Consider the following 12,441-nt stretch of genomic DNA (forward strand, 5'->3'; position numbering starts at 1 on the left):
TGCCACAGCCTGTTTAAGTGATCAAGTGATACCAAGTCATACGGTGATCCACAAGGATTATGCCATATATCGGGGAATACAGAACCCAAACAGGCAAAAGCGTGGGATTGGCGATACAAAGTTTGGCCACATTGTTGGATATGAGCTGGAAATTGCCGATATCGGCATATTGGCGGCATACCGGCCCCATCCGCAGGCGGGCTGCCGAACGAGCCACGGCGCCACCCGAAATGGATATTTTTTCCTCAATCTTTCGTGTATTGTATTTCGACAATAATGACCGGCGCACACGCGCCGGCCCACCTGGAGACCTCGATGAAACTGAACTTGTTGGCACTGGCCGCCCTCACCCTGGCCGCCAGCCATGCGGCGGCTACTACGCCGGGAGACACCTGCGTGCAGGACTTGCGCGCCATAGCACCCTTCCTGCTGGAAAACGACACGGGCGCGCGCCAGCACCTGGAGCAAAAGGGCCAGGCATATTTCGACCTGGCGCTGGCCACGGCCACCACGGCGGCGGCCAGCGCGGCCGACGGCAAGGCCTGCGATGCAATACTGGAAAACTATGCACGCATGTGGCGCAAGGGCCACCTGCATATCAAGCCAGGCAGCGCGCTCGACATCGCCAAACCGGCGCCGGCGCGCCCCGCCGCGCCAGGACAGGCAGCGCTAACGAAGGAGCCGGCGCTGCAGATATTATCGGACTCGACCGTACTCCTGACCTTGCCCAGCTTTCACGGCAGCTACCGCGCCGCCGTGGCCAAGCTGCTCGACACGCACCGCACGGCACTGGCGGCGCGTCCCAACTGGATCCTCGACGTGCGCCGCAACGGCGGCGGCAGCGACAGCACGTATGCGCCGCTGTTGTCCTGGATCAGTTCGGACGAAATAGTCACGATGGGCGCCGAATGGCTGTCCACGCCAGCCAATATCGACGGCCAGGAAAAAGTCTGCGCGCTGCTGGCGCCCGGCGACCAGGCGTGCGCCGCCTTTGCGACCCAGGCCGTGACGCAGATGCGCACCGTCAAGCCGGGCCAATACGCGCCGCAGCAAAGCAGCGGCACCGTCAGCTATACGCGCGTGGAAACGCCGGAGCCACGCCGGCCGGCGCGCGTGGCGGTGCTGGTCGACCGCGACTGCGCCAGTTCCTGCGAAGAATTTCTGCTGGCGGCGCGGCAAAGTTTTCATGTGAAATTGATCGGACGCAACAGTTACGGCGCGCTCGATTATTCGAACATGCGCCTGCACATCCTGCCGTCGGGCCAGCGCCACCTGCAATACGCTACCTCCCGCTCTGCCCGCTTGCCGCAGCTGCAGGTGGACCTGGGCGGCATCATGCCCGACATCTATTTGCCGCCGCCGAAGGACGAGGCGGGCCGCGCCCAGGAAATCGTGCGCGTGCAGCGCTGGCTGGAAGGCGGAACTTTGCGCCCGGACAACATTTGACGCCGCTGGCGCCATAAAAAAGCCCGCTACACATAGCGGGCTTTTTTATGAGTAAAGCAATACTTACGACGCCTGACAAAACCGTCGCGAGCGGAAGGGAGAGGTGGCTAAGAAGCGCAACCGTACTCTGGTACGGTGAGCATCGCAGGCCGCCTACACCGACGCGCAGCAGGTTTGGTCAGGTATCCTCAGGCCGCCAGACGCACGCTGCTGCGGCAACCGTCCATCAGGAACGACAGGCCGACGACCAGCACCAGCTCGCCTTCGGCCGAGCGGGCCGTGCCCGTGATGCCTTCCACGGTGATGGCCGTCATCGGCTTGATCACGAGGTCGGCCGTGCCATCGACGGCTTCCACGGCGAGAATGTACGGCTGTGGCGCAGCGACAACAATGCCGACGCGCTCGCTGCACGATTCGTAGCCCAGCGAGCCGGCCAGCGACCGCACGGGCAATGGACGGCCCTGGTCTTTCAGCACGGGCGCGCCGCCCACTTCCATGAAGGTTTCCGGCAATTCGACGACGCGCTGCACCACGGCCATCGGCAGCGCCAGCGCGGCGCCCGAGGTCGACACGAGCATGGTCGGCACGATCGACAGCTCGATCGGCAGGCGGATGGCAAATTTCGTGCCCTTGCCCAGCGCCGATTCGATGTGGATGGCGCCGCGGTTTTTCTCCACGGCCGTTTTCACCACGTCCATGCCGACGCCGCGCCCGGAAACGCTGGACGCGACTTCCTTGGTCGAGAAGCCCGGCAGGAACACCAGCTGGAAGCATTCATCGTTGCTCAACTGCGCGTTTTCGCTGATCAAGCCCTTTTGCTGGGCCTTGCTGCGCAGGAAGGCCGGGTCCATGCCCTTGCCGTCATCCTGCAGCACGATCATGACACTGTTGGCTTCCTGCCATGCCTTCAGTGAAATATACGATTTGGCGGGCTTGCCGGCAGCCAGGCGCGCTTCCGGCGATTCGACGCCATGGTCGAGCGAGTTGCGCAGCATGTGCACGAGCGGATCGTACAGGCTGTCGACCACCACGCGGTCGACTTCCGTCTCCGCGCCTTCGATGGTCAGTTCGACATCCTTGCCCAGATCCTTGGCCAGTTCGCGCACCAGGCGCGGGAATTTCTGGAACAGGCGGCCGACGGGCTGCATGCGCGTGGCCAGGGTGGCCCGCTGCAGTTCCGTCGAGTAACGCGAAGCGCGTTCCAGGGTTTCCGCCAGGGTCGCCATCAAGGTGGCGGCCTGGCCTTCGAATTTGAATTGCAGCAAACGCTCGAGCAGCACGGCAGCCTGGTTGGCGGCCTGCACGGATTCGCCGGCCACTTCCAGCAATGCGTCGAGCTTGACGGCGTCGACGCGGATGCTGTCTTCCTTGACGGGCGCGGCATGGCGCACTTCCGGACGCTCTTCGCGGCGTTCGGCGCCATCCCAGGCCTTGGCGGCCGGTTTGGCAGCGGCGGCAGCGGCCGGCGCGGCGGCCACGACGGCAGGCGCTGCGGCGACGGCGGACACCGGTGCGGCAGCGACGCGGCTGCCCTCGGGCACGACGGCGTTATACATGCCTTCCCAGTCCAGGCCATCGGCGCTGGCAGTGGCCGCGACAGCGGCAGGCGCGGCTGCAAGCACTTCAGCGACCTCGGCAACAGGCGCGGCCGCTTCCGCCACCACGGCGGCGGCAGGCGCAGGCGCGTCCATGCCCTTGCCTTCGATGGCGTTCGTCAGGATGTGTTCCAGCTCTTCCGGCATGGCCGGCAAGCTTTCCGGCGCGGCGCCGTTCGCCAGCTCCGTCAGCTGGTCGGCCACGAAACCGGACGCTTGCAGCGCCGCCTCGATGGCGATCGGCGTCACGGGCGCGGCGCCCGTGCGCAAGGCGTCGAACAGATTTTCCGTCAGGTGGCAGGCCGCCACCAGCGCAGGCAGGCCCATGAAGCCGGCGCCACCCTTGATGGTGTGGAAGGAACGAAACACGGCATTCAGTGTTTCCTTGTTGTCAGGATCACGCTCGAGGCGCAATAAGTGCTCTTCAACATTAACCGCAAGATCCATCGCCTCAACGACGAAATCCTTGAGCATATCGTCCATTAGAATCCCAAATCCGCAAGAAGGTCGTCTACATTATCCTGGTCCAGCGCCACCGACGGCACGGACGGGCCCTGCATCAGCGGCACCGGCTTTTGCGCCAGTTTTTCGCGCACCTCGGCCGGCGCGTTGTCGCGCAGCAGCTGAGCCAGCTCGTTTTCCACCGTCTTGGTGATGTTGACCACTTTTTTGATCAGCTGGCCCGTGATGTCTTGGAAGTCCTGGGCCATCATGATTTCCAGCAAGCGGGCTTTTTCCGCTTCCGTCGCTTCGGCAACGGCTTGCGCGAACTGGCGCGAATCGCCGGCCAGGGCCTTGAATTCTTCCAGGCTCAGCTTGCCGTCGAACAGCGCCGTCCAGCGGCCGTCCATGTCCTTGGCTTTCTTTGACAGCACGTCCTGTGCCGGCATGCCTTCGTCGAGCGTGTTCAAGACCTTGTTGGCGGCCTGTTCCGTCAGGGTGGCGACATATTCCAGGCGGTCCTGGGCGTCGACGATCTGCGACGACGCTTCCGTCAACGCCTTGTCGTAGCCCAGTTCGCGCAGCGAATCGTGCAGCAGGCGCACGATGCCGCCCAAGCGCTCGAACATCGGCTTGTCGGACTGGTCGACCGGGTCGGCCGCTTCGCCAGGCGCGTCGGCGCCGGCCACGGGGGTCGCTTCCGCTGCGGCTGGCGCGGCAGCCACCGGCGCCGCTGCGGCTGCCGGTACGGCGGCGCTGGCCGACACGGAGTCGAACAGCGCGTCAAAATCGTCATCCGCGATCACGGCGGGAGCGGGCGCGGCGGCAGGCGCCGGCGTGGCTGCGGCCGCGCTTTGCGCGGATACTTCATCGAATAATGCATCGAAATCATCAGCGGCGTTGGTCATATCCCTGCTTCTCCATAATTTGTCAAAATTCCGCCTGAACTGTGCGTTTTACAGACTGATACCCACAATTTCTCGATTAAGATGATTTGAGGCAATACCGCTGCGATGGTGCGAGTGTAGCAGGGCGCCGCCCTGTTGGTAAATCTCAAAACGCGCTTCCTGGTGCAAAGCGGGTCCGCAAGAGCTTTTCCGCCAGGAAATAAGTGTTCCTGCTGTTGTATTTTGAAATACTACCATTGGCGTGCGTGCAAGACCACGCGCGACACAAGAAATCCTGCTCTCAAGCGCCTGCGCAACGGCGCCAGGCGGACCCTGCCGCAGCTAAACACGATCTTTCTGCCAATGTTGTCTATACTGAAGGTGCAGTAGTATTGATAATTATCAAGTCTTTACATGAATACAATGCTGCCGCGACGTCTACAATAAGAGGCGTTGCGCGCGCTGAGTCACTGCCAAAGGACCTGCCATGTATAAGAAAATTCTGATCGCCACGGACGGCTCCACCGTCTCCAACTTGACGGCCTGTGCCGGCGTTGCCTTTGCCGAACAAATGCACGCCGACATCCTTGCCGTGTACGTGGCGCCCGAGTACCAGTACCCGGTGTACATCGAAATCATTCCGCCGAGCTATCCCAGCGAAGAGGAATACCGCGTCGCCATGCGCAAGGCGGGCGCCGACCACTGGCAACCCGTGCTCGACGCGGCTGCCAAGCGGGGCTTGCAAGCGACGGGATTGACGGCCTTTTCCGACAGCCCCGCCCTGAAAATCGTGGAAGTGGCGCAATTGCAGCAATGCGACCTGATTTTCATGGGTTCGCATGGCCGCAGCGGCTGGGGTCAGCTGCTGCTGGGCAGCGTGACCAACAAGGTGCTGTCGCACTCGAAATTGCCCGTGCTGGTACACAGGCTGATCAAGGAACCCCCGACAAAATAAGGGGTCACATGGCCACGGGGGCCGCCGCACCGGCACATCGCAAGAAAAGGCACAGTGCGGCCGCTTCGGTTAAAATGACAACGTTTCTCGTTTCTCAACATTTGATTGTCCTGTGACGGACAGAGCAGATTACACGCCACCAGATTGCCCGCCTATGATACGTATTGTGATTGCCGACGACCACACCATCATGCGTGAAGGATTGAAGCGCATCCTTGACGGCGCGCCGGATATCGACATCGTGGGTGAAGCCATCGACGGTTTTGAAGTACTCAACCATGTGCGCCAGGGCGGCTTCGACCTGTTGCTGCTCGACCTGTCGATGCCGGGCCGCAGCGGCGTCGACCTGATCCGGCAAATCCGCAGCGAGGCGCCCAAGCTGTCCATCCTGATCCTCACCATGCACGAGGAAGAGCAATATGCGGTGCGCGCCATCCGCGCCGGCGCGCAAGGCTATCTGACCAAGGAAAGCGCGGGCACCCAGCTCGTGGGCGCCATCCACAAGGTGGCGTCGGGACGTCCCTACATCAGCGCCGAGGTGGCGGAGCAGCTCGTGCTCAACATCATGATGCCGAATGAAAGCTTGCTGCATAAACAGTTGTCGGACCGCGAATTCGAAGTCTTTTCCCTGCTGGTGGCAGGCAAGTCGATCACGGAAATTGCCAACAACCTGCATCTGAGCGTCAAGACGGTGAGTACGCACAAGACGCGCATCATGCAAAAGATGGGCATGAGTTCGCTGTCTGAAATGGTGCAGTATGCCGTGGCGCACCGCCTGCTCTCCCCCTTCAAGACCTGAATACGGCGGCGCGCGCCCGCGCGTCGACTGTAGGAACAATCCTACTTCATCTACCACAGCTCCTACTGCCATATTCAGCCACTGCTGATATTAATTGCATACGCTTGTTGGCATACTGAAACCAGTAATCAAGTTGCTGGAAAGTTATTTCATCACACAGCAAGTCTTCAGCGAATTGAGCATTACCTGCCCGAACGCGCGCCGCCGGCCCACGCCTGCCCGCCGTCCCGTGCACCCCGTCATTCAACTCTGAACTACCTGTCACCAGGAGATGAACATGCTGTCCACGCAAATGCCCGACACCCGCGCCGCCTCACCATCGCTGGCCCCCTCCGCTCCGATGGAAGCGGGACGCCAGCGCCAGGGCCGGCTCTGGTCGAACCTGAAGGAGGTGTGCGACCTGCTGCATATCTCCAGCGCCTGCACCATCGCCGCCGACGAACTGCTGTTCCAGCACGTGCAATTCAAGACGGGCCAGCGCGTGCATACGATCGGCCAGCCGTTCGACACCCTGTACATCGTCAATTCGGGCTTCCTGAAAACCGTGCTCATCGATGAATTCGGCAATGAGCAGGTGCTCAGCTTTCCCATGAAGGGCGACATGCTGGGCGTCGACGGTATCCACTCGCGCCACTATTCCTCGGAAGCGGTGGCCCTGTCCGACTGCGACCTGATCCTGCTGCCGTTCAAGAAACTCACGGCGCTGGGTCGTGTCCACCTGGAACTGGAAAATGTCATGTACGGCGTGATGAGCCGCGAACTGGTGCGCGAGCAAGCCATGATCGGCATGCTGGGCGCCCTCAGCGCCGAAGCCCGCGTGGCGCGCTTCCTCGTCTCGCTGGCCGACCGCTTTGCGCAGATGGGCTATTCGAGCAAGCTGTTCAACCTGCGCATGACGCGCCATGAAATCGGCAGCTACCTGGGCCTGACCCTGGAAACGGTCAGCCGCACCCTTTCCGCCTTCAATGAAATCGGCCTGATCACGGTTGACCAACGCACCATCGGCATCAAGGATCCGGACGCCCTGAAAACCCTGCGCCGCCTGCCGCCGTCGCGTTCGCGCGCCAAGCAGCTGGCCGCCGCCAAGCTCAAGGCCGATACCACCGCGGCCGCCAGCGCCTCGGCGCAATTGCTGGCCACTATCTAGCCTCATCCCGATTTCCTCAAGCTTGGCACAGGCTTGACCCGGCCAAGGCGCACTGCCTTGCCGGGTCTTTTTTGCTGCCGCCCCCTTCCGCGCCGCGCCAGCGGCCGCCTTTGCGCAGCACTCGCTCCCACGCTGCCGTCCCACCGTAAAAAAGCGCGGATTCCGCACAAATAAGCCTTGCTTTTCGGGCCACATTCAACAATAATGCAAATACGAATCATTCTCAACTGAGACAAAGAAAGCCCAACATGCAAAGCTCAAAACCAGCCTTGATCCAGGATGCCGCTACCGCCCACGTCCGTCCTCCCGTCAGCATGGCCCAGCCGGCGCGCCGCATCACCAGCGAAGCGCTGCTGCAGCAGGGCCGCGAAGTGGAGATTGAGCACAGCGGCAAGATCTATCGCCTGCGCGTCACCCAATTGAACAAGCTGATCCTGACTGCCTGAAGCAGCACGGCAGCCAGTCACCACACTCGCCAGCCAGTCGCGCCCCGTGCGCGCAGCCAGCCAAACCACCGCACAGGAGTGTTTGATGGCGAACGACCGACCTTCCCCGATGTTTCCTCCTCCGCAAGGCCAACAGCCTGAACTGCTGCTGTCGGCCGTGCTGCACCTGATGTCGCACTACCATGCGGGCAGTCCCTGCGAGAAACTGGCGGGTGTCATCGAACGCCATCTGCAAGTGCTGTCAAACTCGCCCGGCCTGGGCCCCGTGCTGCAAGCGACCTGCCAGCAACTGTCGCAGCAATGGGCCGCCCTGGTGGCGCTGCACCGGCCCGCGCCTCCCAGGACCAGCTGGCTTGAGCGCGTGGCACGCATGCTGAGCGCCAAGCGCCCCGCCTCGCCCCTGCCGCAATAATTTCTTTTCCATCCCCATCGTCCAACAGGATATCGCCATGTGTGACAAAGACCAGTCCCTGCCCGTCATCAGCAATTGTTCCAGCGGCGGGGCCGAACCGGCCGCGCTCGCTTCCCGCCGCCGCCGGCTGTGGGAACTGTCGCATACCTGTCATTGCCCGCTGGTCGGCGTGGGCTTGCCTCTGGGATACTTGCGCAAGCTGGTGGGCAAGATGACGGGCGGGCGCGTGCTGGCCGACGATTACGAAGTGCACGTGGGCGCCGTGACGGAATGCGGCGCGCGCAACCGCCTGTCCGAAGCGCTGCAAAAGGAACTCGAACGCCGCTACGCCCCCGTGATCCTGCGCTTTCGCGGCGCCAAGACGACGGAGCAAGTGGCCGAACTGTGGCGCACGGCCGTCGCCAACGGCGACGTGTCGGGCGCTTTCTGGGCCGGCCTGACGCACCCGCGCTGCGACGCCGAGCTGGAAGAGCAGATGTGCAGAGACTTGCACATGATCCAGCACCAGGCCGGCGCCTGCGTGCGCGCCGACATGGGCAAGTTTACGGCCTTGCAGGAAGAAAATGCGCGCCTGACGCACGAACTGGCCAAGCTGCAACAGCGCAGCCAGGCCGCACTGATGGAAAAAACGGGCGAACTGGAACGCCAAGAAGCCGTGCTGCTGCGCACGCGTGCCGAGGCGATCGGCAAGGACAGCGTGATCGACGGTTTGCGCGCGGAACTGGCGCAATTGCAGGCGGCCATCCCGGCGCTGGAATCGCGCACGCGCCTGGTCGAACGCCTGGCGCAAATGGATGAGCGCGAAAAGGAATTGCGCCAGCAAATCGCGGATTTGAAGCAAGCCCAGCCTCGTCCGGGCACGGCCGTGCCGCCACCGGCGCCGAAGCTGGAAGTGCCGACGGGCGGCAAGCTGAAAATGCCGATCCGCCTCGTCGATCAAAGCGTCCTGTGCGTGGGCGGACGCAGCGGCAATGTCGCCACCTACCGCGCCCTGATCGAGCGGGTCGGCGCGCAATTCGCCCACCACGACGGCGGCCTGGAAGACAATGCCAACCTGCTCGATTCGAGCCTGGCGGCGGCCGACCTGGTGATTTGCCAGACGGGCTGCATCAGCCACAGCGCCTACTGGCGCGTGAAGGATTATTGCAAGCGCACGGGCAAGCGCTGCGTCTTCATCGACAACCCCAGCATCTCCAGCCTGGCACGGGGCTTGCAGGAAGTCAGTGGCGAGATGGAGCCGGCCGCGCTGGACGCCGCCGACTAAACCTAGGCCTGCAACTCGCGCGCGATCGCCTCGCGCAAGAGCGCATCATCGACCGTGGTGTCGGGCGCGAAACGCCCCACCACCTTGCCGTCCTTGCTGATCAAAAACTTCTCGAAATTCCACAGTACGTCGCCGGGCTGCTCCTGCGTGATGCCGTAGCCGGCCAGCTTGGCGCGGAAATCGCTGCCCGGCTTTTCCTGCGCCCGCGGCTGCTCCTGCACCAGGCGCTGGTACAGCGGATGCTGGCCCGGTCCCTTGACGACGATCTTTTCAAACATGGGAAATTGCACGCCGAAGGTGCCGCGGCAAAAGTCGGCGATCTCGGCATTGCTGCCCGGCTCCTGCGCGCCGAATTCATTCGCGGGAAAACCGGCCACCACCAGGCCCTCGGCCTGCTTGTCGGCGTAGAGCTTTTCCAGTCCTTCGTACTGCGGCGTCAAGCCGCAGGCGGAGGCGACATTGACCACCAGCACGACCTTGCCGCGATAGGCATCCAGGCTGCTGGGTTCGCCATTGATGCGGCGCAAGGGAATGTCGTAAATACTGTCGCTCATGATGTATCTCCTCGGCGGATAAAACAATCATGATAGCCGTGTGTGCGCGAACGCGCTGGCGGCGTCAACAACTCAGTAGACGTCGCGCCGGTAGCGACCTTCCGCTGCCAGCGCGTCGAGCGCGGGCCGTCCCAGCATCTCTTGCAGGGCCTGGTCGACGCCGCCCGCCATGCCGGCCAGGCTGCCGCAAATATAGATGGCCGCGCCCTGCTGCAGCCACAATTTGATTTCATCGGCATTGCCGCGCAAGCGGTCCTGCACATAGGTTCGCTCCGCCTGGTCGCGCGAAAACGCCAGGTCCAGGCGCGGCAAGTCGCCGCTGGCATGCCAGTGCTCAATTTCCTCGCGATAATGGAAATCATGGGCCGCATTGCGTTCGCCAAAGATCAGCCAATTGCGCCGCTGCCCTGCCAGCACGCGGCTTTTCAAATGGCCGCGCAAGCCGGCGATGCCGCTGCCGTTGCCAATTAAAATCAGGGGGCGCTGGGCATTGTCTTCCAGGCGGAAACGCCGGTGCTGGCGCAAGCGCAGTTGCACCACGTCGCCGACAGCGGCCTGCGCCGTGAGCCAGCCCGAGGCCAGGCCCAGGCTGCCGTCGGGATGCGCATGCTGGCGCACCAGCAAGTGCACGCCGCCGTCGCGCGGAATCGAGGCGATCGAATATTCGCGCGGTTGCGCAGGATCAAGCGGCGCGGCCACCTGCACCAGGTCGCCCGACTGCCAGTCAGGCAGGTTGCCCGCCACGGGCGCCAGTTCCACGTGATAGATGGGGCCGCCGGCGCTGCCGGGATTGAGCAACTGCCGACGCGTCAGGCGCCAGTCGCCAAAGGCGGGCGCGCTCCAGTCGGGCGCGTCGCTGGTGCCGGCCAGGTGGCTCAGGTGCTGGAACCATTGCTCGATGGTGGCGCTGGCGCTGCGGTCGACTTCGATGCGCTCGAACAGGCGCGAGGCGCCCTGCTCCGCCAGCCAGGCATCGAGCGCGCGGCCGAAGCCGCAGAACTGGCCATAGCTGCGGTCGCCCAGGGCCAGCACGGCGTAGTGCAATTGCGGCAGCGCCAGTTCGCCCGTCATCAAACGGCCCATGAAGGCGGCCGCATTGTCGGGCGCATCGCCTTCGCCATACGTGCTGACCAAAAACAAGGCCCGTTCCGCTTGTTGCAGATCAATGGCCGTGAGGTCGGCCAGCGCGCACAGGCGCACGGGAATGCCGGCCAGTTGCAGGCTCTGCGCCGTTTGCGTGGCCAGTTCCTCGGCATTGCCCGTCTGGCTCGCATACGCCACCAGCCAGGCGGGACTGTTGGCCAGCGCCGCCTTCGCGGCGTCGGACGCGCGGCGCTTGGCGCGCGCGCGCAGCCAGGGCGCCAGGCACACGCCCGCATAACTGAGGGACAGGGCGGCCAGCAAGGCCAGCCGCGTCGTATCGTGCGTAAAAATCATGGAATCAATCGTTCATTCGTCGAGCATGGCCAGCATGTGGCTGCTCAGCGTTTCATGGTAGCCATCGCCGTCGCGCTGCAGGAAGCGCGCGGCCAGGCCCTGCTCTTCGGCCAGCGCCATGCCGGCTTCCGGGCCCAGCACCGTCAAGGCCGTCGACCAGGCATCGGCCGCCATGCATTCGGCGTGCACGACGGTGACGGAAGCGAGTTGATTGGCAATCGGCATGCCGCTGCGCGGATCGATGGTGTGCGAGAAACGCACCGTGCCATCCTCGAAGAAACGCCGGTAATCGCCCGACGTCGCCACGGACAAGCCGTGCAGCGCCAGCAGCATTTCCGGCGGATGCTGCGCATTATCGGCAACGCCATCGACCTGTTCCAGCATCACCCACCACGGCTGGCCGTCGGGCTTGCTGCCGGCGCCGCGCAGCTCGCCACCCACTTCGACCAGGTAATGGTGGATGCCCTGGCTGTCCAGGTAGCGGGCCAGGCGGTCCACGCCATAGCCCTTGGCCACGGCGGACAAATCCAGCTGCAAGCCGCCCGGCTGGCGCGCGCGGCGGGCCGGCAAGTCCAGTTCCAGGCGGCGGCGCTGGCGCTGCGCCAGCAGCAGCGCCACGGTATCGTCTTTCGGCGGCAGGAAGCCGGGCTCATCGTAGCGGTTGCGGGGGCCGAAGCCCCACAGGTTGACGAGGGCACCGGCGCACGGGTCATACGCGCCGCCGGACGCCTGCGACACGTGCATGGCAAAGCCCAGCACCTCGCAAAAGGCGGCGGGCAGGCTGTGCCAGCTGCCGGGCTCGGCCCGGTTGAAGCGGCCCAGGTCCGAGTCCTCGTCCCAGTGGCTCATTTGCGCTACAACAAGATCCAGCTGCTGCTGCAAGCCCTGCTGCAGGTCGGCGCTGCCCGCGCGTCCCGGCATGGCGGGCTCCAGCAAGCGCACCGACCAGCTGGTGCCCATCGACAGGCCGCGCAAGTCCCGGATCGCGGCGCCGGGCGGCGCGACCTGATCGGAAATATGCTGCGGCAGCAGGACCCGGCGCATCGGCGCTCTCGCTC

At 63.8% G+C, this 12,441-nt stretch carries 12 protein-coding genes; 7 read left to right on the plus strand and 5 right to left on the minus strand.

Features of this window, described 5'->3' with window-relative positions; translation table 11 throughout:
• The first annotated feature begins 315 nt into the window (after positions 1-315).
• Positions 316-1,446, plus strand: coding sequence for a S41 family peptidase (locus O0879_RS12235; protein ID WP_289916669.1), 1,131 nt, complete (start codon positions 316-318; stop codon positions 1,444-1,446).
• Between the two features lie 188 nt (positions 1,447-1,634).
• Here the strand turns inward: O0879_RS12235 and O0879_RS12240 are convergent, their stop codons facing one another.
• Both O0879_RS12240 and O0879_RS12245 read right to left on the minus strand, forming a co-directional pair.
• A complete protein-coding gene (locus O0879_RS12240) occupies positions 1,635-3,524 on the minus strand; it encodes a chemotaxis protein CheA (protein WP_289916670.1) in 1,890 nt (629 codons plus the stop codon).
• Entirely contained in the window at positions 3,524-4,390 is an 867-nt protein-coding gene (locus O0879_RS12245) for a protein phosphatase CheZ (RefSeq protein ID WP_289916673.1), read from the minus strand. The genes O0879_RS12240 and O0879_RS12245 overlap by 1 nt, the downstream gene beginning before the upstream one ends.
• A gap of 466 nt (positions 4,391-4,856) precedes the next feature.
• Here O0879_RS12245 and O0879_RS12250 point away from each other — a divergent pair, with 466 nt between their 5' ends.
• The 6 genes from O0879_RS12250 to O0879_RS12275 all read left to right on the plus strand — a co-directional run bounded on the left by O0879_RS12250 (position 4,857) and on the right by O0879_RS12275 (position 9,392).
• Positions 4,857-5,324 (plus strand): universal stress protein, encoded by a 468-nt coding sequence (locus O0879_RS12250; protein ID WP_099666987.1) that lies wholly within the window; start codon positions 4,857-4,859, stop codon positions 5,322-5,324.
• 154 nt (positions 5,325-5,478) lie between these two features.
• Positions 5,479-6,123: a response regulator transcription factor gene (locus O0879_RS12255; protein ID WP_034783426.1), complete on the plus strand. Its 645-nt coding sequence runs from the start codon at positions 5,479-5,481 to the stop codon at positions 6,121-6,123.
• 340 nt (positions 6,124-6,463) lie between these two features.
• Positions 6,464-7,270, plus strand: coding sequence for a helix-turn-helix domain-containing protein (locus O0879_RS12260; RefSeq protein ID WP_035821063.1), 807 nt, complete (start codon positions 6,464-6,466; stop codon positions 7,268-7,270).
• A gap of 248 nt (positions 7,271-7,518) precedes the next feature.
• Positions 7,519-7,716, plus strand: coding sequence for a hemin uptake protein HemP (locus tag O0879_RS12265; protein WP_034750559.1), 198 nt, complete (start codon positions 7,519-7,521; stop codon positions 7,714-7,716).
• An 85-nt stretch (positions 7,717-7,801) separates the two neighbouring features.
• Positions 7,802-8,128 (plus strand): hypothetical protein, encoded by a 327-nt coding sequence (locus tag O0879_RS12270; protein ID WP_289916675.1) that lies wholly within the window; start codon positions 7,802-7,804, stop codon positions 8,126-8,128.
• 37 nt (positions 8,129-8,165) lie between these two features.
• Positions 8,166-9,392, plus strand: coding sequence for a DUF2325 domain-containing protein (locus O0879_RS12275; protein WP_289904064.1), 1,227 nt, complete (start codon positions 8,166-8,168; stop codon positions 9,390-9,392).
• A 2-nt stretch (positions 9,393-9,394) separates the two neighbouring features.
• Here O0879_RS12275 and O0879_RS12280 read toward each other — a convergent pair whose 3' ends face one another.
• From O0879_RS12280 to O0879_RS12290, 3 genes are all read right to left on the minus strand, one after another.
• A complete protein-coding gene (locus O0879_RS12280; RefSeq protein ID WP_289916677.1) occupies positions 9,395-9,946 on the minus strand; it encodes a glutathione peroxidase in 552 nt (183 codons plus the stop codon).
• A 72-nt stretch (positions 9,947-10,018) separates the two neighbouring features.
• Positions 10,019-11,383 carry a sulfite reductase subunit alpha gene (locus O0879_RS12285; RefSeq protein ID WP_289916678.1) on the minus strand — a complete coding sequence of 455 codons (1,365 nt, stop codon included), beginning with the start codon at positions 11,381-11,383 and terminating at the stop codon, positions 10,019-10,021.
• Between the two features lie 12 nt (positions 11,384-11,395).
• Entirely contained in the window at positions 11,396-12,427 is a 1,032-nt protein-coding gene (locus O0879_RS12290) for an FAD:protein FMN transferase (RefSeq protein ID WP_289916682.1), read from the minus strand.
• Positions 12,428-12,441 lie beyond the last annotated feature (14 nt).

It is taken from the genome of Janthinobacterium sp. SUN120, from assembly GCF_030397735.1.
Taxonomy (GTDB): Bacteria; Pseudomonadota; Gammaproteobacteria; order Burkholderiales; family Burkholderiaceae_D; genus Janthinobacterium; species Janthinobacterium kumbetense.

Bases quoted from the DNA above. Each gene is read 5' to 3' on its own strand.
- O0879_RS12265 (WP_034750559.1), top strand. From the start codon at position 7,519: ATGCAAAGCTCAAAACCAGCCTTGATCCAGGATGCCGCTACCGCCCAC.
- O0879_RS12250 (WP_099666987.1), top strand. From the start codon at position 4,857: ATGTATAAGAAAATTCTGATCGCCACGGACGGCTCCACCGTCTCCAAC.
- O0879_RS12290 (WP_289916682.1), bottom strand. From the start codon at position 12,427: ATGCGCCGGGTCCTGCTGCCGCAGCATATTTCCGATCAGGTCGCGCCG.
- O0879_RS12240 (WP_289916670.1), bottom strand. From the start codon at position 3,524: ATGGACGATATGCTCAAGGATTTCGTCGTTGAGGCGATGGATCTTGCG.
- O0879_RS12260 (WP_035821063.1), top strand. From the start codon at position 6,464: ATGGAAGCGGGACGCCAGCGCCAGGGCCGGCTCTGGTCGAACCTGAAG.
- O0879_RS12245 (WP_289916673.1), bottom strand. From the start codon at position 4,390: ATGACCAACGCCGCTGATGATTTCGATGCATTATTCGATGAAGTATCC.
- O0879_RS12280 (WP_289916677.1), bottom strand. From the start codon at position 9,946: ATGAGCGACAGTATTTACGACATTCCCTTGCGCCGCATCAATGGCGAA.
- O0879_RS12270 (WP_289916675.1), top strand. From the start codon at position 7,802: ATGGCGAACGACCGACCTTCCCCGATGTTTCCTCCTCCGCAAGGCCAA.
- O0879_RS12255 (WP_034783426.1), top strand. From the start codon at position 5,479: ATGATACGTATTGTGATTGCCGACGACCACACCATCATGCGTGAAGGA.
- O0879_RS12235 (WP_289916669.1), top strand. From the start codon at position 316: ATGAAACTGAACTTGTTGGCACTGGCCGCCCTCACCCTGGCCGCCAGC.
- O0879_RS12285 (WP_289916678.1), bottom strand. From the start codon at position 11,383: ATGATTTTTACGCACGATACGACGCGGCTGGCCTTGCTGGCCGCCCTG.
- O0879_RS12275 (WP_289904064.1), top strand. From the start codon at position 8,166: ATGTGTGACAAAGACCAGTCCCTGCCCGTCATCAGCAATTGTTCCAGC.